The organism is Nitrobacter sp. Nb-311A, assembly GCF_000152905.1.
Classification (GTDB): domain Bacteria; phylum Pseudomonadota; class Alphaproteobacteria; order Rhizobiales; family Xanthobacteraceae; genus Nitrobacter.
Genome location: NZ_AAMY01000005.1, coordinates 138,575 through 160,264 on the forward strand (window position 1 = coordinate 138,575; position 21,690 = coordinate 160,264).

General features: G+C 60.0%; 22 protein-coding genes. 14 read left to right on the top strand and 8 right to left on the bottom strand.

The window, feature by feature from the left end:
• Positions 1-19: 19 nt before the first annotated feature.
• Together NB311A_RS03350 and NB311A_RS03355 are read left to right on the top strand one after the other, a co-directional pair.
• Positions 20-901: a 3-hydroxybutyryl-CoA dehydrogenase gene (locus NB311A_RS03350; RefSeq protein WP_009797049.1), complete on the top strand. Its 882-nt coding sequence runs from the start codon at positions 20-22 to the stop codon at positions 899-901.
• A gap of 69 nt (positions 902-970) precedes the next feature.
• On the top strand, positions 971-1,162 hold the full coding sequence (locus NB311A_RS03355; protein WP_009797050.1) for a putative motility protein: 192 nt from the start codon (positions 971-973) through the stop codon (positions 1,160-1,162).
• Here NB311A_RS03355 and NB311A_RS03360 read toward each other — a convergent pair.
• The 3 genes from NB311A_RS03360 to NB311A_RS03370 form a co-directional block, all read right to left on the bottom strand.
• Positions 1,159-1,557: a VOC family protein gene (locus NB311A_RS03360; RefSeq protein ID WP_009797051.1), complete on the bottom strand. Its 399-nt coding sequence runs from the start codon at positions 1,555-1,557 to the stop codon at positions 1,159-1,161. The two genes, NB311A_RS03355 and NB311A_RS03360, sit on opposite strands and share 4 nt — an antisense overlap.
• Positions 1,558-1,599: 42 nt before the next feature.
• Positions 1,600-1,959 (bottom strand): DUF1428 domain-containing protein, encoded by a 360-nt coding sequence (locus NB311A_RS03365; protein ID WP_009797052.1) that lies wholly within the window; start codon positions 1,957-1,959, stop codon positions 1,600-1,602.
• Between the two features lie 102 nt (positions 1,960-2,061).
• Positions 2,062-2,733 (bottom strand): TlpA disulfide reductase family protein, encoded by a 672-nt coding sequence (locus NB311A_RS03370; RefSeq protein ID WP_040673867.1) that lies wholly within the window; start codon positions 2,731-2,733, stop codon positions 2,062-2,064.
• 125 nt (positions 2,734-2,858) lie between these two features.
• Between NB311A_RS03370 and argH the strand changes: the two genes are divergently transcribed.
• From argH to NB311A_RS03390, 4 genes are all read left to right on the top strand, one after another.
• Positions 2,859-4,250, top strand: coding sequence for an argininosuccinate lyase (argH, locus tag NB311A_RS03375; protein ID WP_009797054.1), 1,392 nt, complete (start codon positions 2,859-2,861; stop codon positions 4,248-4,250).
• Positions 4,251-4,342: 92 nt separating this feature from the next.
• Complete coding sequence (locus NB311A_RS03380) at positions 4,343-4,621, top strand: lipoprotein (RefSeq protein WP_116394707.1); 279 nt, start codon at positions 4,343-4,345, stop codon at positions 4,619-4,621.
• Positions 4,622-4,887: 266 nt separating this feature from the next.
• A complete protein-coding gene (gene lysA / locus NB311A_RS03385; protein WP_009797056.1) occupies positions 4,888-6,153 on the top strand; it encodes a diaminopimelate decarboxylase in 1,266 nt (421 codons plus the stop codon).
• Between the two features lie 319 nt (positions 6,154-6,472).
• Complete coding sequence (locus NB311A_RS03390) at positions 6,473-7,033, top strand: cytochrome c family protein (protein WP_050752055.1); 561 nt, start codon at positions 6,473-6,475, stop codon at positions 7,031-7,033.
• A gap of 634 nt (positions 7,034-7,667) precedes the next feature.
• Here the strand turns inward: NB311A_RS03390 and NB311A_RS03400 are convergent.
• Positions 7,668-8,075, bottom strand: a complete 408-nt coding sequence (locus tag NB311A_RS03400; RefSeq protein WP_009797059.1) for a DUF59 domain-containing protein — start codon at positions 8,073-8,075, stop codon at positions 7,668-7,670.
• A 725-nt stretch (positions 8,076-8,800) separates the two neighbouring features.
• On the opposite strand from NB311A_RS03400, the gene NB311A_RS03405 reads away from it, so the two are divergent.
• The gene (locus tag NB311A_RS03405) at positions 8,801-9,547 is read left to right on the top strand and encodes a hypothetical protein (RefSeq protein WP_009797060.1); all 747 of its coding nucleotides are present in this window, start codon (positions 8,801-8,803) and stop codon (positions 9,545-9,547) included.
• Positions 9,548-11,294: 1,747 nt separating this feature from the next.
• On the opposite strand, the gene NB311A_RS03420 is transcribed toward NB311A_RS03405, so the two are convergent.
• The 3 genes from NB311A_RS03420 to NB311A_RS21765 all read right to left on the bottom strand — a co-directional run bounded on the left by NB311A_RS03420 (position 11,295) and on the right by NB311A_RS21765 (position 13,501).
• Positions 11,295-12,338, bottom strand: coding sequence for a GTP-binding protein (locus NB311A_RS03420; protein WP_009797063.1), 1,044 nt, complete (start codon positions 12,336-12,338; stop codon positions 11,295-11,297).
• 231 nt (positions 12,339-12,569) lie between these two features.
• On the bottom strand, positions 12,570-12,842 hold the full coding sequence (locus NB311A_RS03425) for a hypothetical protein (protein WP_009797064.1): 273 nt from the start codon (positions 12,840-12,842) through the stop codon (positions 12,570-12,572).
• Between the two features lie 461 nt (positions 12,843-13,303).
• On the bottom strand, positions 13,304-13,501 hold the full coding sequence (locus NB311A_RS21765; RefSeq protein WP_165475218.1) for a hypothetical protein: 198 nt from the start codon (positions 13,499-13,501) through the stop codon (positions 13,304-13,306).
• A 285-nt stretch (positions 13,502-13,786) separates the two neighbouring features.
• On the opposite strand from NB311A_RS21765, the gene NB311A_RS03435 reads away from it, so the two are divergent.
• A complete protein-coding gene (locus tag NB311A_RS03435; protein WP_009797066.1) occupies positions 13,787-15,055 on the top strand; it encodes a hypothetical protein in 1,269 nt (422 codons plus the stop codon).
• 69 nt (positions 15,056-15,124) lie between these two features.
• Here NB311A_RS03435 and tsaA read toward each other — a convergent pair whose 3' ends face one another.
• Positions 15,125-15,565: a tRNA (N6-threonylcarbamoyladenosine(37)-N6)-methyltransferase TrmO gene (gene tsaA, locus NB311A_RS03440; RefSeq protein ID WP_245256914.1), complete on the bottom strand. Its 441-nt coding sequence runs from the start codon at positions 15,563-15,565 to the stop codon at positions 15,125-15,127.
• 583 nt (positions 15,566-16,148) lie between these two features.
• Here tsaA and coxB point away from each other — a divergent pair.
• From coxB to NB311A_RS03470, 6 genes are all read left to right on the top strand, one after another.
• Positions 16,149-17,003: a cytochrome c oxidase subunit II gene (coxB, locus tag NB311A_RS03445; RefSeq protein ID WP_009797068.1), complete on the top strand. Its 855-nt coding sequence runs from the start codon at positions 16,149-16,151 to the stop codon at positions 17,001-17,003.
• 116 nt (positions 17,004-17,119) lie between these two features.
• Entirely contained in the window at positions 17,120-18,736 is a 1,617-nt protein-coding gene (gene ctaD, locus NB311A_RS03450; protein ID WP_009796675.1) for a cytochrome c oxidase subunit I, read from the top strand.
• Between the two features lie 60 nt (positions 18,737-18,796).
• Positions 18,797-19,735 (top strand): heme o synthase, encoded by a 939-nt coding sequence (locus NB311A_RS03455; RefSeq protein WP_040673752.1) that lies wholly within the window; start codon positions 18,797-18,799, stop codon positions 19,733-19,735.
• Positions 19,736-19,750: 15 nt separating this feature from the next.
• Entirely contained in the window at positions 19,751-19,921 is a 171-nt protein-coding gene (locus tag NB311A_RS03460; protein ID WP_009796677.1) for a hypothetical protein, read from the top strand.
• A 6-nt stretch (positions 19,922-19,927) separates the two neighbouring features.
• Positions 19,928-20,578, top strand: a complete 651-nt coding sequence (locus NB311A_RS03465) for a cytochrome c oxidase assembly protein (RefSeq protein ID WP_009796678.1) — start codon at positions 19,928-19,930, stop codon at positions 20,576-20,578.
• 94 nt (positions 20,579-20,672) lie between these two features.
• A complete protein-coding gene (locus tag NB311A_RS03470) occupies positions 20,673-21,527 on the top strand; it encodes a cytochrome c oxidase subunit 3 (protein ID WP_009796679.1) in 855 nt (284 codons plus the stop codon).
• The last annotated feature ends 163 nt before the right edge of the window (positions 21,528-21,690 follow it).

Here is a 21,690-nt window from a genome sequence, read left to right on the forward strand (position 1 = left end):
GGACCGGTGAGATGGCGAGATGGCGGCAATGATTAGAAAAGTCGGCGTGATCGGCTCGGGCCAGATGGGCAACGGCATTGCGCATGTAGCCGCCCTCGCGGGGTTCGACGTCGTGCTCAATGATATTTCCGCCGATCAGCTCAACGCGGCGATGGCGACCATCAACGCAAACCTGTCCCGCCAGGTCGCGAAGAAGATCATTACCGAAGATGATCGCGGAAAAGCGCTTGCACGGATTTCGCAAACCGAAAGTCTCGACGTGTTGGCGGATTGCGATCTGGTGATCGAAACCGCCGTCGAGAAAGAGGATGTGAAGCGCAAGATTTTTCACAACCTGTGCGCGGTGCTCAAGCCTGAGGCCATCGTCGCTTCAAACACGTCATCGATCTCGATTACGCGGCTGGCCGCGTCGACCGATCGGCCGGAAAAGTTCATCGGCATTCATTTCATGAATCCGGTGCCGCTGATGGAACTGGTCGAACTCATCCGGGGTATCGCGACCGGCGATGCGACCTTCGATGCGGCCAAGGAATTCGTCGCCAGGCTCGGCAAGCAGATCGCCGTGTCCGAGGACTTCCCTGCTTTCATCGTCAACCGCATTCTGCTGCCGATGATCAACGAAGCCATCTACACCCTGTACGAAGGCGTGGGGAACGTCGAGGCGATCGATGCCGCCATGCGGCTCGGCGCGCATCACCCGATGGGGCCGCTTGAACTCGCCGATTTCATTGGGCTCGACACCTGCCTGTCGATCATGCAGGTGCTGCATGAAGGGCTGGCGGACTCCAAATACCGGCCCTGTCCGCTGTTGGTGAAATACGTCGAGGCCGGTTGGCTTGGGCGCAAGAGCCAGCGCGGTTTTTACGATTACCGCGGCGACAAGCCGGTCCCGACGCGCTAAATTCTTACATCCCCCAGAATTCGTTAACCACGGTCCGCTATATCGGGATCGTGCTGGGGAGTTGTGCGCATGGATGTCAGTTTAATTGCGGCGGCGGCCGGCATGATGGCGGCTAATACGCAATCGCAGATCGCGAACCGGGTAATGAAGATGAGCCTCGACGCCCAGGCGCAGGTGCTTCAGTTGCTCGTTCCGCCGCAGGCCAGTCCGGCACCGAACAACGCGCCGGGCATCGGCGGCAATCTTGACGTTTCGGTTTAGGTCGATTTTGAGATTGGACCCTGCGTCGGCGTGATCCAGCCGACACCGACGCCGCCCGGCTGCATCAGGATCGCCATCCGGCCGACGTTGGGAACTTCGAAAATCGGCTTCATCAATTGCGCGCCCGCCGCCACCGCCTTCGCGACGCGCGCATCGATGTCATCGACGGCGAGATACGGCATCCAGCAATCGGGAATGCCCTCCAGGCCGGGTCGGTTGGTGGGGAAGATTCCGCCGACCGGTTCGCCATTCGCTAACGCCACCCAGTAGCATTCGCCGTCCGGCTGGGTCTGTGCCTGATAGGTCCATCCAACCGTCTGGGCGTAGAAGGACTTGAATCCTTCCGGATCGCGGGTGACGAACTCATTCCAGCAAAAGTGACCATGTCCTGCCATTGGCTTCTTCCCTTGGGATTCTTCCCTCGCATTTCGCGTCGATCACGCGCTGACGAACACCTCGAAGCCGCCATAGATCATGCGCTTGGCATCGAACGGCATCGCCTTCGGATCCATCATTTTGGCGAGGCGGGGGTCCTTCATCACCTTGGTGTTGACCCTGTCGCGATGTTTGCGCGACTTGAAGGTGATCCAGGAGAACACCACAGTCTCGTTCGGCTTCAGCTTCACGCTGCGCGGAAATGATGTCCACTTGCCGACCTCGACGTCTTCCGCAACGCATTCGCGATAGTCCAGCGCCCCGTGTTCGCGCCATACCTTGCCGGCCTTGCGCGCCATGGTGCGGTAAGCGTCGAGGTTTTTCTTCGGTACTGGAACGATGAAACCGTCGACATACTGCATGGGTCATCCCTTACGGTTGTGCTCATGAGCGGGCAGGCGCCAGCATCTGGCTCGCACGAGCATCCCGTCGTGACGCCTGCCCAGTCAGGTCGTGGACCGGGCTTATGGCGCCAAGGATGCCTGAATCAGCTTGATTGCATCCGCGCTGTCCCATTCAGCCGGTCCGGCCATGTTGCCGATTTCGCAACCGTGACCGTCGATCAGCACCGACGTCGGCATGCCGACTGCCATGCCGACGCTTTTGAGATCCTGGAAAACGGACGCTTTCTCGTCATGAAAATTGCCGAGATGAGTCAGGTTGGCATCTTTCAAGAAAGCCTTCGGTTTGTCGGAGTCGCGGGTGTCGATGTTGATGGCGACCACGGCGAATTTATCGCTGCCGAGCTTGCCCTGAAGTCTGTCCAGGGCCGGCATTTCCGTCCTGCAAGGCACACACCAGGTCGCCCACAGATTCACGAGAACGGTTTTCCCTTTCCAGTCCGAAAGTTTTTTGGGCTGGCCTTCGCCGTCCATAAAGGCCAGGTCCGGCATTTGACGTGGCTTGGATGCCATGGTCAGGGAAGCTATTTCGCCCGTGGCCTGCGGAGCGAGCTTTTTGGACAGTTCCACCGCCGGGCCACAGGGCGCCAAGGCGTTGGCAGCGGACTTCGCGTGCCTCAGGTGCCCGATGCCCAAAAGCGTGGCCGTGACCCCTACGACGATAGCGACTGCGACCAACGGGCCTATGGGAAGCTCGCTTTTGGCGCGACGAGGCGGCGTGGGAGTGTCGGTCATATCGTTTGTCATCCTGTACAATATGCGGGTATGCAGGCGTCGGCTTCAGAGGCTACACCGACCGGGCGAGATAGATCGTCCGGCAAGCATGATGAAAATGAGCGGCGCGGCATGAGCAACAAGACATGAGCAACAAGATGTGGGGCGGCAGGTTCGGCGAAGGGCCCGATGCCATCATGGAGGAAATCAATGTCTCAATCGACGTGGATCGCCACCTCTACGCCCAAGACATCGCCGCGTCAAAGATCCATGCTGAGATGCTTGCCGCTCAAGGCATCATCACCGCGGATGATGCGAAAAAAATACGTAAGGGTCTAGACACGATTTTGTCAGAGATCCGCAACGATTCCTTCGACTTCAAGCGGGCGCTCGAGGACATTCACATGAATGTGGAGAGCCGCCTCGGGGAACTGATCGGGTCCGCTGCGGGACGGTTGCATACCGCGCGCTCCCGCAACGATCAGGTTGCAACCGATTTCCGTCTCTACGTCCGCGACGTTATCGACGAGACCGACGCCGCGCTCGAGGCTTTGCAGCACGCGCTGGCGTCGCGCGCGCTGGAGTTTGCGGGAACGGTGATGCCGGGGTTTACCCACTTGCAGACCGCCCAGCCGGTGACTTTCGGTCATCATCTGCTGGCCTATGTCGAAATGGCGGCCCGCGATCGCGGGCGCTTCGCCGATGCGCGCAGGCGTTTGAACGAGAGCCCGCTTGGTGCGGCCGCGCTGGCAGGCACATCCTTTCCGATCGATCGCTCCGCCACCGCCAGGGGACTTGGTTTCGATCGCCCGATGGCGAATTCGCTGGATGCGGTTTCCGACCGCGATTTCGTGCTGGAGACGCTATCAGCCGCGGCGATCGCATCGACACACCTGTCGCGCTTCGCGGAGGAGATGGTGATCTGGACCTCGCCGCTGGTCGGCCTCGTGCGACTTTCCGACAAGTTCACCACGGGTTCGTCGATCATGCCGCAGAAGCGCAATCCGGACGCCGCCGAACTGGTGCGCGCCAAAACCGGTCGCGTCGTCGGGGCGCTTACAGGGCTGCTGGTTGTGATGAAGGGATTGCCGCTCGCCTATCAAAAGGACATGCAGGAAGACAAGCAGGGTGCGATGGAGGCGTTCAGCGCGCTCTCGCTGGCGATCCGCGCCATGACCGGCATGGTCACGGATCTCGTGCCTGACGAGACCCGAATGAAGGCGGCCGCCGGTGACGGCTATGCGACCGCGACCGATCTCGCAGACTGGCTGGTCCGGACGCTGAAGATGCCGTTCCGTGACGCGCATCATGTCACCGGTCGTATCGTTGCCGCCGCATCGAAGCAGGGCGTCGCGCTGCATGAATTGCCGCTGTCTGCGATGCAGGCGGTGGAGCCGCGCATCACCCACGACGCGCTTATGGTGCTATCCGTGGAGGCATCGGTGAAAAGCCGCACGAGCTACGGCGGGACCGCGCCGAAAAATGTTCAGGCGCAGGCCAGGGCCTGGCTCAAGCGGCTGAATAAAGACCGAAAATAAAATACGTCCGAATTTTCGCTTGAATTTCCCTGTCTTCCGGTCTCGCCAGAACAGGGCATTCTTTGTATGGTGCCCCGATTGGGGAAATCGCCGTGAACAGAACTTCGAGATTCGTCTCAGCGGGATGGGGATTATTTTTTCTGACAGCCGCCGCGCTGGCGCTCGCCGGCTGCGGGCGCAAGGGCGGCCTCGATCGCCCGCCGCGCGCGTCGGAGCAGCCCCCTGCCGCCGCGGCGACGGATGACCATGAGCGCGCCGCCGCACCCAGGGGGAGCCTGTTCGATCCGTCCTACGGGATGAACGGTGATCCGGCGGCGGCCAGGGGCACGAAGAAATCCTTCATCCTCGACCCGCTGCTCGACAGCCATTGAGATGTGGGCGCGGTTCAGGCGTTCGCTTCATTAATCTCTGCACACATTCAAGCGGCTTTTGAGTCGGGATCACACCGGAAGTGCAACTGTTTGGTGTCCTTTCGAATCCGAAGGTCTAAAGTCCCTATCCGCTATGACGGAAGCGGGGCTCTATCATTCTGTTCTGACGCGTTTTCTTCACGCGAACCGGTGGCTACTTCGCTCGAAAACGCTATAGGGAAAGATGCTGCATGGTGAAGCGAACGTCGGATTCGGGATACTAGTTTATGCACCACTTCGATTATCGCGACGGCGTGCTTCACGCCGAGGGCGTCGATCTTTCAACCCTGGCCGAGGTCGTCGGCACGCCGTTCTATTGCTATTCGACGGCGACGCTGGAACGGCACTACCGTGTCTTTGCCGAGGCTTTCGCAGGGACCGACCATCTGGTCTGCTACGCCGTGAAGGCAAATTCCAATCAGTCGGTGCTGCGAACCATGGCGAAGCTCGGAGCGGGAGCGGACGTCGTCTCCGGCGGTGAACTCAAGCGTGCGCTGGCCGCGGAGATTCCGGCAAACAAGATTCTATTCTCGGGCGTCGGCAAGACCGAAGCCGAACTGCGCGCGGCGTTGGCCGCGGACGTTCTCTGCATCAACGTTGAATCGGAACCAGAACTCGACCTGCTGTCCCGGCTTGCGAGTGAAACGGGCCGCACCGCGCGCGTCTCGGTCCGCATCAATCCCGACGTTGATTCAGGTGCGCATGCCAAGATTTCAACGGGCAGACTGGAGAACAAATTCGGCATTCCGATCACGCAGGCTCGCGCGGTCTACGCCAGAGCGGCAAAGCTGCCCGGTATAAAGGTCACCGGCGTCGACATGCATATCGGCAGCCAGATCACCGATCTCGGTCCGATGGAAACAGCGTTCCGCCTGCTGGCGGATTTCGTCTCCACGCTGCGCGCCGACGGTCACGTCGTCAGCCATGTCGATTTTGGTGGCGGCCTCGGCATTCCCTATTACGAGGACCGATCGGCTCCGCCGGAGCCGCTTGCCTATGCCGATATGGTCAGGCGCGTGACCCGCAATCTCGACTGCACGCTGATGTTCGAACCGGGTCGCATGATCGTCGGCAACGCCGGCATTCTGGTGACGCGCGTCATTTACGTGAAGCACGGCAACGCCCGGAATTTCGTCATCATCGACGCGGCCATGAACGACCTCATTCGCCCCACGCTGTACGAAGCCTATCATCAGATCATGCCGGTGCGCGCAGCGCCCAAGGATGCCGCGGTAATGGTTGCCGACGTGGTCGGCCCGGTTTGCGAAACCGGGGATTATCTCGCGCTCGAGCGCAATCTGCCGGAGCCGCAAGCCGGCGACCTTCTCGCGATCATGACCGCGGGTGCTTACGGAGCAGTGCAGTCGGGGACCTATAATACCCGTGCGCTGATCCCTGAGGTGCTGGTCAAAGGCGACCAGTATGCGGTAGTCCGCCCGCGCATCGAGGTCGAGCAACTTATCGCGATGGACAAGCTCGCGCCTTGGCTTTGATCTTCGCCCTCGGGGGTCACCGTTGATCGCGCCGACCAAGCGGGAGGACAGCGCAGGAGCAAGGGTCTAATAGCGCCTGTCAAAAGCCGTATTCGCAGTGCAAAATCCGGCGCCGTTCAACGCCGGGCTGAACCGTTGCGCGACAAACATCTATTTGGTATGGGTGTGCCCGCCGCTCCCTTCAGGCACGCGAAGCGGGCTAGAGTGGGGCTGTTCCGAGATCGATGCGCCGGGGGTGCCGCAGCCATCGATTTTTTCATTTCGTCCGGGATGTCCCGGGTTTCTTTGGCTCCTTCATACCGTCGGGAGTACTTCAGTAATGAGCTCTGGGAGTGATACAGTGCATTCGAACCGGACCAACGCGATTCTCGGCGCACTGCTGGGAACATTGTTGTTTGTGCAAACGGTACGCATCATCGACGAGTCGTTCAGCGCGCCAGAGTCGTCGCACTCTGAGGCCGCTCATAAGGCTGATGCCAAGGACACCGCTAAATCGGAGCAGTCGTCGGCTGCTGAGGCGGAGTCTTTCAACAAGGCGCTTGCCAGCGCTTCCGTAGAGCGCGGTGCGGGCCTCGTCAAACAGTGCCAGATTTGCCACAATACCGAGGAAGGCGCGGGCAAGAAGATCGGTCCGGATCTTTACGGCGTCGTCAATCGGCCGATCGCTTCGGTGGAAGGCTTCAACTACTCGGCTGCCTTGAAGAGCAAGGCCGGCGGTAAGTGGACCTTTGCCGAACTGAACAAGTGGCTGAATGACCCGAAGGCTTACGCCAAGGGCACGTCCATGAGCTTCACCGGGTTGAAGAGTGAGACCAAGCGCGCTGACTTGGTTGCCTATCTCAATACGCTCTCCAAGAGCCCGGCGCCGCTACCGAAGTAAGTCGTGTATTTGCGAGCCTACAACTTGAACAACTCAAGGGCTTGCTTGACCCAGAATCGATGGCGCTCGCGAGCATTCCGCTCGCGGCTGCTGCCAGGGTGATTCAAACGCGACCCTCCGCCGGCTGCTGCCGGCGGTGGCGACTTCATCAAAGAGAATGCCGGGCGGATCATTTGCCATAGCGTTGATTTGCTCGATAGAGTTCGCGTGGCGAACGATTGCTTTGAGGGCAGGCGGCTAGCCGGAAGCGGAATACGCGGTGCCGAATAGGCGCTGATGACGGCCATTCGACGACTATCGCCATCGGCCCGATTTGCAGAGGCCCGATTTGCAGATCACGGGCCGGCAAGTCGACGGCCACTGGCTCCGTCTGCGAGGGCTGCGACTGCGGGCTTGCTGACGTGCGAACTTCCCTTGATCTTGCGCCGATACGCTGCTGACCGATCGCCTGCAAGCTCCTGGTCCGGAAATCTCTGACTGCTCGGCAGATCAGCGAGGCTGGGTGATCACCCTGGTGGCAGGGGAGCGCATGAAAGCTCCGGGGGCCGGATCCCGCTGGGACAGTTGCCACCGCCGGGGCGGTGTTCACGAAATCAACTTGATCCAGCCATCCACCACCGGATCTGGCGATCCATCACCACATATTGAGGACGGTTCGCGCCTCGTCCGACATCCGGCTCGGATCCCACGTCGGTTCCCAGACGATCGCTACCTTCGCGTCGTGCACACCAGAAACAGCTTTCACCGCGTTCCTTACCTGGCCAGGTAACTCCGCCGCGGATGGGCAATTTGGAGAGGTCAGCGTCATCTCGATACTGACCAGGCGATCATCATCGATTGCGATCTTGTAAATCAGACCAAGTTCGTAGAGATCAGCCGGAATTTCCGGATCGTAGACTGTTTTGAGCGCGGCGATGATTTCCTCGCCCATCCGCGCCATTTCATCAGGCGGGGTGTTCGAGGAGTGATCCGTCGCGTCCCCTGCGCGAGCCTCGACCAGGCAGGCGCTTTCGGTTCCAGCTGCATTCGCCTCGTCCATCATGTCAAAAACTCCTGCGCTTTGGCGAAAGCTCGCGCCAAGCTTTGACCCGGTTCTCCCTAGCCTGGTTCGCTAGGTTCGGAATCGCTGGGTTGGACTCGCTAGGTCCGGATGTATCTTCCGCCCACGTCTTTTGAAGCGGTTCGCCAGCCTGTCGACCTGGGAGCTTTTGATCCTACATAGCGCAGTTCCTCGCCTTCTCCAAGCGGCAAGCAGCGAGCGGACGCTGCCTTGCGGCAATCCCCGACGGTTTCGGCAGCTAGCCAGCCAGCTTTAAGGAAAGACGAGATTGTACCCGCCCGTCAGCGATCGCAAAAATGTGTATGGTTCGGTCACGAGGCTCGCTGCATCCCTCCTCGGAGGGGGTTGTTCTTGCCGACGCGATCGGAAGTATCCAAAGGATTGGGTCGAGAGGATTTCTGGAGCAATTCTAGCCGGGTTTCTGGCTTTTGCCTGTGGGTTGCGGTCGCGATTTGGTTCCGATCGTGGGCCGCACCCGCTGATTTCAAAGCGGAATTGTGGATTGGGGCGCCGACGCTCGTTGGGGAATTAAGTTGACGCGAACGTTGTTACCATGGTAGGTTTTGTACTGTACCAATTTAGCATGGTTGGATACTTGGACCTTAATGCGCAGCCGTCAATGGTCAGGAAAGTTGGCGGAACGAGTTCGCATCGTTGGTATTGTATCGATGTGGGGTAATGCGTAGTCCCAACCAGAGGAGCCCTTCATGTGCGACTACAGTCTGCATCACGTCTCTTCGCGGCCTGCCAAGGTCGCCGATAAGCTGGTCACTATGGAGCTTGCGAAATCGAACGTGCGCGGCTTTGCCGCTGTTGGCGAGCTCGGCCCCAAGCTTGTAATTCATGACAGCCCGCCTGAGTTGGCGGTCTGCTTGCTACCTGGAACGGAACTCGCATTTGATGAGAATGTTCGGTATGAGCAGCCCCGGAGTTTTCTAGGAATAAAATTCTCGGGTAAAGCCCGTGTTGATCACAAGGTCGCGAGCTTCCGAAAAGTCGACGTGGATAATCCCTACGTCCAGCACGACGCGCTGGAGTTTCCGAATGGGCAGGTTGTGAAGATTGCCCAGCTTGTCGCGGGCCAGACAGCTACGGTGTTGCAGCTGCCGGTCAACGCGCAGCAGGATGAGCACGAACATGAACATGCAGGACGTCGTCGTGCACGGGACTCACGCCTCGCCTTGAATCGCTCTTCCAAGCAGGGAATGTTTGTTCCCAGCCAGGGCGCAGTGATGTTGTGGGATTCGGTCTGTGGTAGGGCAGTTGACCTTTCAAGTGCCTTGACAGAGTCGTTCCAGCGTCTCACCGCTCCGAAGCAGCCTTCGATCCTTGAGGGTGAAATGGCAGGAGGCTTGGGTGCTGAGGTAAGCTTTGAGAATGGCGTGCCGACCGTCACATCGACGGCCGCTTCTCAGAAGCCCGAGAAGAAGATCAGTGCTGGTTCTGCTGTCTAGCCGGGCCTAAACTGCGATTGGTTGATGGCAAGAGGCTGAACGCCTTTTGCAAAAACGATAGCGCCCGCGAAGAAACGGGCGCTATCGTTTTTTTGCGATTGTAGGAACGCGGCCCCAGAATTTGGCGGCACGCGGTCGACGAAGGGAACAAAAGCCGAAAGACAGAGGATAGGCGATCGGACTCGTTGATCGCGAGATACGTATCGCGATCGGCTGCTGCGGTTGACGATCGCTGCGAATCTGGACTCGGCCTGAGTCTTTGCGAACTGAATCTACGGACGGTTAAGCCATGCCAACCCTGAACGGGGGTTGACGCTCACCATACCTGCCACGGGCGGATTTAGCTGAGCTTTCAGATGAACTAAGTCTTTTGCAGACACATGAGGGTCGTGGACCTTGGCGGAGCAGAGCGTCTCCCGTCGCGGCTGCGTATTCGTGAACGCTGAAGTCGGGATAAGCACCTGGTAAGCAGCGCGGGTTGATCCCGAGCGCATGGCATTTTCGAGCGAAGCATGTCCTCGTGTTTGACCTGAGGATGAAATCCTGCGCCGCGTTGGGGAAGAAGAATTCCCGATCGTAAATGCAGTTGAAGCGAAGGCCGAGGCCGCTTAGTATAACGTGTTTGCTTTTTGGTCTCATTCAACAATCCGGGATAACGCCTTAGAATGCACGCTCTATTGAGAATCGTCGGAGTTATCACCTTGGTCGCTGGACTTGGCTTTATGGGGCAGGGCTTTCGCTTTTACAGCTACCCTGCCGATAGCATCATGGCCAGGCATACCGAATGGGTCTATTACGGTGCGGCGATGGCTGTGGTCGGGTTTTTGCTCATCATCTTTTCGAGACCTTCCGAGGAGCCATAAACGCCATAGCGTGGCGACTGAAGGCAGCCGCCTTCGTCTTCTGGCGTGCTCAATCACGAGCTTTCGGAGACATTAGAGCCTTTCGCTTCTGATTGGATCAGAAGCGGGGCTTTATGATTTTAGGCGTTCTTACTCTATTCGCCTGGTTATCGCGCGGAAGCCTGGCTTCAGCGTTTTCGAAGGGCGAGCAGCGTTGCTAGGAATTCCGGTAGTCAACGCCTGTTATCGAGCGTTGCCCCATGCCCTGCATGGCAAGCGCGACGCCGGATCGCGTGCAGTCAGAGATTATCTCCGTATCGAGCGCGTACGGCCCGCGGGTACCTGGCTTATTGCGCGCCCGTTCCCGGCTTGGGCGATTTGCTGAATCCAAGGCTGCCCGCGCCAGAACCGGCCTCTTCAAGTCCTGTCAGCCGTTATCCTGATCTGCGACACGCGCAGGGGTTCGCGTGAAGTGGCGGACCAAGCCTCCGTCGGAGGATTCGCAGAAGCGGCTCCTCGGAATTTCCAATCCGTGCAGGCGACATCAAACTTGTTCGCGGCTTGCGGCTTGGAAAGGCTTTGCTCCAGGCAATCGCGATTGTTCCCGGCATCGAACCGCTGCGTCGCGGAGCGCGTTCGTCTTGGGCCCGCTAGGGACAGCCGCCTTGAAAATGGCGTGGCTCCAAGCGCGGGCGACCCGGCATGGCCAACCAGGGCCTCAAGACAAGACGAGGCGTTGTACGCCCGCAGCCGCGTCGGAACAGGGCGCACCTGCTTCTTCGTTTGCGGTCTGCGCCCCACGATGAATCGAGGCGATCGATCGTCTTCATGATCCTGAATCGGCGGACCCAGAATCATTACGACGACATCCGTGCGCGTTCTCTCATCGTGACAGCTGGCCTCCCTTAAGCGATGCAGCTCTCGAATCCTTCGGCGATCATCTGTTCCGGCAGATTACGGCCGATAAAAACGATGCGGCTTTGCCGCTTTTCGTCAGCCTTCCAGGGCCGTTGATGGTCGCCGTCGAGAATCATATGCACGCCCTGGAACACGAAGCGCCGATCCTCATCTTTGAAGGAAAGAATGCCCTTACTACGCAAGATATTCGGGCCTTCCTTCTGAACGAGATCCTCGACCCACGGGAAAAATTTGTCTGCGTCGAGCGGCTTGTCGGTTTTCAGCGAGATCGATTGCATCTCCTCGTCGTGGTAGTGCTTGAGCTTGCCATGATCGTCAGCGTGCTTGTGGTCATGGTCGTGATCATGATCATGATGATGATGGCCATGATCGTGATCATGGTCTTTGCCTTCGAGGAAGCTGGGCTCGATATCAAGAATGCGGTCGAGATCGAAGGCGTTGCGTTCCAGAATCTCGTTGAGCGCGATCTGCGCTCGCTGAGTCCTGTGCAACTTCGCGTAAGGATTGATACCGCGAATGCGCGCCTCGATTTCGCTGAGTTCGTCGGATGAGACCAGATCGGTCTTGTTGATCAGGATCACGTCGGCGAAGGCGATCTGGTTCTTGGCTTCCGGAGCGTCCTTCAGCCTGTCATTGAGCCACTTGGCATCGGTGACAGTGACGACCGCGTCGAGTTTGGTTTTCTTCCCGACATTCTCGTCAACGAAAAAGGTCTGCGCCACCGGCGCCGGATCGGCGAGTCCCGTGGTCTCGACGATAATGGCGTCGAATTTGCCATTTCGCTTCATGAGGTCGGCCAGGATGCGCATGAGGTCGCCGCGCACGGTGCAGCAGATGCAACCGTTGTTCATCTCGAACACTTCTTCGTCAGCGCCGACGACGAGGTCGTTATCGATGCCGATTTCTCCGAATTCGTTGACGATGACGGCGTATTTTCTTCCGTGCTCCTCCGAAAGGATCCGGTTGAGCAATGTGGTCTTGCCGGCGCCAAGATAGCCGGTCAGCACGGTGACCGGGATTTTTTCAGTCATTTTGTTCCTCCGCTGGTCCGCCTATATAGGCATCCAGCCTCTTTGCATCAATCATCACGAGGGGACCGCTTCCTCGGCGTCGATTTTGGCGGCCGTCGCCTATTTCGAGCGCCGACGTTGATCCTGCGCGGCTGCCGGATTTCACGCTCCTCCACCCATCAGGACGTCACAGTTTCCTGGTGGGATCCACCGGGCTGCTCCCTTCGCCCCGCGGATTTCGGCTCGTTGGCTCTATTTACGATCGGCCTCCTGCTTCGCCGCATTCGGCTGCGTATCGTCGGGTTCGCGCGTGAGTAGTCCGGCGCCTATCAGCCCGGCAATAAAGATATCCGGGCTAACCGTTGAAACGTGAATACCCTCCTGGAACATACGATCCGCCACCGCTTCCATGTATTGCCGGTCGCTGAGGTTTTGTTCGTTCCAACTCGACTCGCGCAGGCGGCGGATTGCATCGAACGACGTTTCGGCTTCGATCAGCAGCCCCTGATTGGTGCGGTATCGCATCGGCCATCCTCTCCTTAAGACGGGTGTTCTGTGGTTCCGACGTCAGCCTAAATCACAGGCGAGCACGGCTTGTCCATGAGGACGGCCGACGCGTTGGCGCGGACATGTCTCGAAATAGCGCCGGCTTTCCTTGCTGCCAAGTCGGGCGCGTTGACCTGCCGCGTACCGGAGATCGGCGTTGGGAGGCTATTTCTTCTCAGCTGTCGAGAAAAATCTGGGACATTGCGATGCCTTACGGAGCCTCATTCGGACCGGTCTCGCAATCCAACGACAATATCGTAAACGTCCGACATGCCCTTGTGTCCGCTTATGGCTGATCCAACCAAAAACGCCAAATCAGCTGTCAGGGCAAGAATAAATAAATGATCGCGAACTGCCCTGGCGCTGCATTTTCAGGCTTCTGCAATTCAGCTATCGCTTGCTCGCAAGGGATGGGAGGGCGCACGCTCTCCCGGATGGACTCAGTCGGCGAGCACAACCATCTCGCCGTCGATGACCTGATATTCAGCAATAAGTTCCGGCGTGGCTTCCGAATCGACCTTGACCTCTGCGTCAGGGAGGGTTTCCTTGACCGCGCGGACAGCCGCGTCCTTGTCGGCGATGGCTACGAGGATGAATTCTCGACGGAGTGCTCCGCTGGCGCCCCTGCCGGGCCTCACGGTGCTGATTTTCCAACCTTTGATCATAACTTAGTATGACATGGATTCGCGCCCGCGTACATATCCGGTCGGGCTCATTTCCGCGCGCCCTTATAGCCTGCAACTGCGATCTGGCGGATCATGGCGTCCCGGCTTGTTGCATCGGGCCCTCTCGTGGGAGGCGGCGGACGCGGGAGCGGGTCGGGCGGCATGGCGCGGTCAAGGTTGGTCCACGCCGGCGCGCTAGCCATTGAACCCGACGTTCTGCGATTGTAAACGTGCAGCCTTCATTCAAGAGGTCATCTGATGCCGGAAACCGCGCTGAGCGTATTCGTCGATGTATTGAACCGGCCCGTCCATTTCCCGAAGCTTGACCCGGCCGGCTCTCTCTTCATCGCCGAGCCGCCGGTCCCGTTCGTGCCGCCGAGATTCGAAACGGACGAGGGCGATCAGGTGGCCCTGGAGAAGGAGATCATCTTCATCGAGGCATCTGCGGCGGCCGGCAAGAGCACCTTGGCGAGGCAACTCTCGGCCACGCTCAGGATTCCGATCCTCGACTTGGCCAAGGTGCCTGTCTCCGCCGGATCGCTCCGTGCCCTGTTGGCCGATCTGGAGGCTGCCGACAAGAGCGATCCGATAGCGGCATTTCACGAGGCGCGGATTCCCGTCATTGTCGACGCGCTCGATGAGGGGAGACTACTGTCGAACGAGGCCGGGATCGAGCAGTTCCTCGGATCAAGTGTCGAACTATTGCAGAGCGACCGACGTGTTATCTCGAGGCCCAAACTGGTTCTGCTGGGACGGTTCGAGTCGATCGAACTGGCGCGGCAGCAACTTGAACGCGCCGCGCCTGGAATTAAGCACGTCACGGCCAACGTCGAGTTCTATGACAAGGAGGGCGCTCGGCAACTTATCCACGCTTACGCCAGGACGGCCGCCAGGCCAGGCTCGCACTATCTCAGCCACCCGGATCTTGCCGAGGATTTCATAACGACGTTCTTTGATGCCATCGAAGCTGCGCTCGGCTTGTCGGCGGGCGAACTGTGGCAGGACGGAAGAGGCAAGGTATTCGCGGGCTACGCACCACTGCTTGCGGCGGTGGGGTCCATCTTGGCTGTGATCGATGATTTCACGACCGTCGCCAGAAACCTCAAAGCAAACCGCGGGCGCGAAGCATGGGGAGTCGTCGAGGCGGTCCTGTACGAGGTGCTGTGCCGCGAACAGGACAAGTTGCGGGATCGGATGAGCGATCAATGCGACTCCGCGTTGCCGAATGCCGTTTATGATGTAGAGGAGCAACTGGCGCTTCTTGCGCAATATATCGAATCCAAGCCGCTCGAGGGCGCCGGCCGCGTCAGGCTTTCGCCCTCCGACATGGGACGATACAGAGCGATGGTCCAAACCTATCTGCCGCATCACCCCTTCTTGCGAAGGCACGAATTCGGAGATGCGGTGCTCGGTGCCAACGCGGTGTCGCGCGCTGTCTATCACGGAGGGACGATTTCCCGGGAGCGACTCATTAGCCTGTCGCGGCAATGGCGACAGTCGGCTCCAACACGAAGACAGTCGCGTTGATCGCGTGCGCCATGAGTACGAATCCGCCGGTCGCTGCCGTGCGGTGTTCTCATGACAAAGTTGGCGCGCTTACGGTGTTAATCGGCCCGTCGCGACCATCCACCATCGCGGCGCCCGGAGTTCGGTGACGGCGTCAAATGCGTCATAGGGTTTGATATCGAGCACGGGAGTGCCGTCGTAGGCGTCCAGAGCTTTGACGGTCAGAATGTTGTTGTCCCGCTTGAGTAACTCGACGACAGCCAGTCCGATCGGATTGGGTCGTTCCGGGCCGCGGGCGCAGAATACACCCACTTCCGGCAGGTCGGCGCGATGCCGCGGATGTGTGGTGAGTGGGACAGGCTTGCCGACGATCTGATCCATCCAGAACAGGACGATCAGGTGCGACCATTCCTCAAGACCGGTCAGGGCCGGCGCAAGGTCTTCACGTACGATGATTTCCGCGATGATGTCGCGGCGGGATATTCGCACCTCGTTTGTGAAACGGCTGCGCACGGTAGCTATGGATCGCATACAAATCGTCATGTGGGGCTACCAGGGAAAATGATCGAACCAAACTGTTATTCGGCGAGAGGTGTTGGCGGTTCAGGGCTTGATGGGCGGCGCCCTTACATTGCTTCAAGATCGAGCGTCACAACAAGAGACAAGAGCGGCAGGACAAGAGATGTCATGGAGCATCCGCATCCTCGCAGTTCGTCGAAGCTTGCGGAAGAGCGTTATGCTCTGATCAGGTTGCAAGAGAGGGCGCCGCGTTTGCGCTTCAATAAATGTTTCAGTAACGCCGCCGCCGCTTGCATCGTCGATGACCAGAATTCAGCACATGGTCAAGAAAGAGTAAGAGAATTACGGTCGCAAATCGTATGATCGAGACCGCGTATCGACGTAAAAACCTCGATGAGACGTTTGATCCTGCCGCAAAGATGCAATCAATTCTTACGATGGAACGCTTCCGTTGTTCCCGCATAGCAGCATGAACGGCGCTTGCATCTTAAAATATACTCCTTTAAGAAAACGGCCGGTACGTAACGCGCTTGTTGGGCCCGTATCAAAGGCCGTCAGGTGCTGGTGCGGGTTTATGACAAGGAGCGCGAGCGGCATGAAGATGTCGATGGGCCAGATTGGCCGCCGGTTTGGCCGCCGGTTTCTGGGATTGGCGTTTGGAGTGGCGGCGCTTGCCGCTGGAGGTACGGTTTCTGCGGAGGAGCTGGGTCAGCCGCATGCGTGGGCGCTTGGTCTTCAGGCGGGCGTGACGCCTGTGATGGAGAGCATTGCGAGCATGCATAGCGGACTTCTGGTTGTGATCACGCTGATCACGCTGTTTGTGACGGCGCTTTTGATTGTGGCGATGTTGCGGTTCAACGCGCGGTCCAATCCGGTTCCGTCGAAGACGACGCACAACACGATGATCGAGGTTGCGTGGACGATTATTCCGGTTTTGATCCTGGTTGGCATAGCGGTGCCTTCGTTCCGGCTTTTGTTTCAGCAGCTTGACCTTCCGAAGGCCGATCTGACGGTGAAGGCGGTCGGCAAGCAGTGGTACTGGAGCTACGCTTATCCGGACAACGGCAAGTTTGAGTATGACTCGCTGATGTCGCATGACAAGCAGCCGCGGATGCTTGCGGTGGACAACGAGCTGGTTGTTCCTGTGAACAAGGTGGTCCGGGTTCAGGTGACCGGGGCGGATGTCATTCATTCCTTTGGAGTTCCGGCGTTTGGCATCAAGGTGGACGCGATTCCGGGCCGTCTCAACGAGACCTGGTTCAAGGCCACGAAGACGGGGATGTTTTACGGTCAGTGCTCTGAGTTGTGCGGCCGGGATCACGCCTTCATGCCGATTGCGGTTCGGGTGGTGAGCGATCAGGATTTTGCGGCGTGGGTTGAAGCCGCGAAGAAGAAGTTTGCCTCGAACCCGGCGAACGCGGTGGCGTCGGCTGCCGACGTGATGCGCTAGGCGTCGCGTCGGGCGATTTCGGCGAGGGCGGCAACCATCGAAGGTCGTCGCCCGGGAGCCGCCCGCCCAGGTTCGTTCGCTCAAGGACTTCAAGGGACGAAAGACAGGATCAGACAATGGCAACAACCGCAGCACATGCTCACGACCACGACCATGACGACCATGCGCACCACCCGACAGGGTGGCGGCGCTTTGCGTATTCGACCAATCACAAGGACATCGGGACCATGTACCTGGTGTTCGCCATCGTTGCGGGGATCATCGGCGGCCTGATGTCGATGGGGATCCGGGCGGAGCTGATGTATCCCGGGGTGCAGGTTTTTGATCCTGCGCATACCTACAACGTCTTTGTGACCTCGCACGGCCTGATCATGATCTTCTTCATGGTGATGCCTGCGATGATCGGCGGCTTTGGCAACTGGTTCGTGCCGCTGATGATCGGCGCGCCGGACATGGCGTTTCCGCGCATGAACAACATCTCGTTCTGGCTGTTGCCGGCGGCGTTTGCGCTGCTGCTGACCTCCACGTTTGTGGAGGGCGAGCCGGGCGCGAGCGGTGCGGGCACGGGCTGGACGCTGTACGCGCCGCTGTCGACGAGCGGCCATCCCGGACCGTCGGTGGATTTCGTGATCCTCTCGGTGCATCTGGCCGGCGCGTCCTCGATTTTGGGCGCGATCAACTTCATCACCACGATCTTCAACATGCGCGCCCCCGGCATGACGATGCACAAGATGCCGCTGTTCGTGTGGTCGATCCTGGTCACGGTGTTCCTGCTGCTGCTGTCGCTGCCGGTTCTGGCGGGCGCGATCACGATGCTCCTGACCGACCGTAACTTCGGCACCACGTTCTTCGCCGCCGACGGCGGCGGCGATCCGGTGCTGTTCCAGCATCTGTTCTGGTTCTTCGGTCATCCCGAGGTGTACATCCTGATTCTGCCGGGCTTTGGCATGATCAGCCATGTGATCTCGACGTTTTCGAAGAAGCCGATCTTTGGCTATCTCGGCATGGCCTATGCGATGGTGGCGATCGGCGGCATCGGCTTTGTGGTGTGGGCGCATCACATGTACACGGTCGGCATGGTGTCGACGGCGCAGGCCTATTTCGTCGCCGCCACGATGGTGATCGCGGTGCCGACCGGCGTGAAGGTGTTCTCGTGGATCGCCACGATGTGGGGCGGCTCGATCGAGTTCAGGGCGCCGATGCTGTTTGCGATCGGCTTCATCTTCCTGTTCACGGTCGGCGGCGTGACCGGCGTGGTGCTGGCCAATGCGGGCGTCGATCGTGTGATGCAGGAGACCTACTACGTCATCGCGCACTTCCACTACGTGATGGGCATTGCCGCGGTGTTCTCGATCTTCGCGGGCTGGTACTACTGGTTCCCGAAGATGTCCGGCTACATGTACAACGAGACCATCGCCAAGCTGCACTTCTGGCTGATGTTCATCGGCGCCAACGTCCTGTTCTTCCCGCAGCACTTCCTGGGACTGCAGGGCATGATGCGGCGCTCGGTCGACTATCCGGATGCGTTTGCGGGCTGGAACGAGATCTCGTCCTACGGCGCCTTTATCGCGGGTTTCGGCGCGGTGGTCTTCATCTACGGCCTGATCGACGCCTTCGCGCGCAAGCAGCAGGCGGCCGACAATCCGTGGGGTGAAGGCGCGACCACGCTGGAATGGACGCTGTCGTCACCGCCGCCGTTCCACCAGTTCGCCACCCTTCCGAAGGTGCAGTAAGTCAATGTGAATGTGCGCGGCGCGCGTGACGCGCCGCGCACCCAACAAGCGGGTTGTGTCGTGTCGGTTGTCGATCAAAAAGCCGTTGAACTGCCGCCCCGGATCTCGGAGGCGAGTGTCGCCGATTACTTCGCGCTGCTGAAGCCACGGGTGATGTCGCTCGTGATCTTCACCGCGCTGGTCGGGCTGATGATCGCGCCGGGCCATGTTCACCCGGTGCTGGGATTCATCTCGATCCTCTGCATCGCGGTCGGAGCCGGCGCTTCCGGCGCGCTGAACATGGCGCTGGAAGGCGATATCGACGTGCTGATGTCGCGGACGGCCAACCGGCCGATCCCGCGCGGCCGCATCACCCGCGGCGAGGCGATGGGGTTCGGCCTCACGCTGTCGTTCTTCTCGGTGATGACGCTCGGCGCCCTGGTCAACTGGTATGCGGGAGGGCTGCTCGCCTTCACGATCTTCTTTTACGTTGTGATCTATACGATGGGACTGAAGCGGCGGACCGCGCAGAACATCGTGATCGGCGGCGCCGCCGGCGCGCTGCCGCCGGTGGTGGCGTGGGCGGCGGCGACGGGATCGCTGTCGATGGAGCCGCTGCTTCTGTTCTTGATCATCTTCTTCTGGACGCCGCCGCATTTTTGGGCGCTTGCGCTGTTCCGTTCCGACGATTACGCGCGCGCCGGGGTGCCGATGCTGCCGGTGGTCGCCGGTCCGGACGCGACGCGGCTGCAGATCCTGCTCTACACCATCGTGCTGGTGGCGATCGCCGCCGCGCCCTGGCCGTTGGGCTACTTCGATTGGGTTTATGGCGTCACCTCGCTGATCCTGGGCGCCGGCATGCTGGTGCTCGCGATCCAGGTCTATCGCCATCGCACCGGAAGCCAGGCGCTGCGCGCCACGCGGCGGCTGTTCGCCTTTTCGATCCTCTATCTGTTCGCGCTGTTTGCCGTTCTGCTGCTCGATGTGGTTGCGAAGGCCCTCGCGCCGTTGATCTGGTAGAGGGCGTATGGTCCGATGGACAGCGAAAACAAGCCGGACGGAGACGGAATCGTTCTCACCGAGGCCCAGAAGAAGCGGCGGCGCGAGCGGTCGATCGCGATCGCCTGGGCGCTTGGGGTCCTGGTCCTGCTGTTTTTCGCGGTCACCTTCATCAAGGGGCCGGGCGTTCTCGTCCGTCCGATGTGATTTGAGATGACGGACGCGCCGCACCATCCGCAGCAACCCGCCACCGCAGCCCCGGCGCCGCCGAAGGCTGCGCCGCGCGTCGGCCGCGACGTGAAGATCGGCGCCGCCTGCGGCCTGCTGGTCGCGCTGATGGTCGGCGCCGCCTATGCGGCGGTGCCGTTTTACAACTGGTTCTGCCGCGTCACCGGCTTCAACGGAACGACGCAGGTGGCGGCGACGGCGCCGCGGGCCGCGCCGCTGGCGCGAACGGTGGCGGTGCGCTTCGACTCCAACGTCTCCGGCGGGCTGCCCTGGAAGTTCGAGCCGGAACAGACCGAGATAAAGGTCCGGATCGGCGAGGTCACCACCGTGCATTACGCCATCACCAACGAGTCGGCGGCGACCACGATGGGACAGGCGGCCTATAACGTCACGCCGCTGACGGTCGGATCCTATTTCACCAAGATCAACTGCTTCTGTTTCACCGAGCAAACCCTGGCGCCCGGTGAGAAGCGGGAGATGGACGTCGTCTTCTATGTCGATCAGGCCTTCGCCGCCGACAGCGAGAACGACGGCGTCAACACCATCACCCTGTCCTACACCTTCTTTCCGGTGAAGAATGCCACGCCCAAGCCGGTGGCGGCAAACGAGCCGGACAGGTCAGGGGGAAGCATCTGACCTTCGAGGGCCGACGCGTTTCGTTACCGCGCGTCTTGTTTTGAGATCAATAGGTGCCCAATACCGCCGGCACCGCTAAGGGAGAGAGACCGCAATGGCTACGGCGCAAGTCAAGCACGATTACCACCTGGTCGACCCGAGTCCGTGGCCGATCGTAGGCGCGACCGCGGCTTTCATCATGGCCGTCGGCGCGATCCTGTGGATGCATCATATGACCGCGGCCGCGCCGATCATTTTCGGCATCGGCGTGGTCGGCGTGCTCTACACCATGGCGAGCTGGTGGGCGGATGTGATCCGCGAAGCCGAGCATAAGGGCGATCACACCCGCGTGGTGCAGATCAGCCACCGCTACGGCATGATCCTGTTCATCACCTCCGAGGTGATGTTCTTCGTCGCCTGGTTCTGGGCCTTCTTCAACTCCGCGCTGTTCCCGGGCGATCCCGTGCATGTGACGCGCGAGGCGCTGTTCGGCGGCGTCTGGCCGCCCAAGGGCATCCAGACCTTCGATCCCTGGCACCTGCCGCTGCTCAACACCCTGATCCTGCTGACCTCGGGCACCACCGTGACCTGGGCCCACCATGCCCTGCTCAATGGCGACCGCAAGGGGCTGAAGTGGGGGTTGATCCTGACCATCGCGCTCGGCGCCATCTTCACCTGCGTGCAGGCCTATGAGTATCATCACGCCGCCTTCAGCTTCGCCGGCAACGTCTACGGCGCCACCTTCTTCATGGCGACCGGATTCCACGGCTTCCACGTGCTGGTCGGCACCATCTTCCTGATCGTCTGCCTGTTCCGCGCCAATGCCGGACACTTCACGCCCTCCCAGCACCTCGGCTTCGAGTTCGCCGCCTGGTACTGGCATTTCGTCGACGTGGTGTGGCTGTTCCTGTTCGTCTGCATCTATGTCTGGGGCAACGGCGCCGCGGCCATGGCGCACGCCGCGCACTGACCGGGACCCGCACGATCAACACCATCACCAACAAGGGCGGCCGCCGGGCCGCCCTTTCTCTTTCGGACAACGTCTCTTTCGGACAACGTCTCTTTCGGAGAATACCAATGTCCAGCTTCCATGCCCGGCCAACACTCTCCCAGACAATCCTGCGCGGAATCGC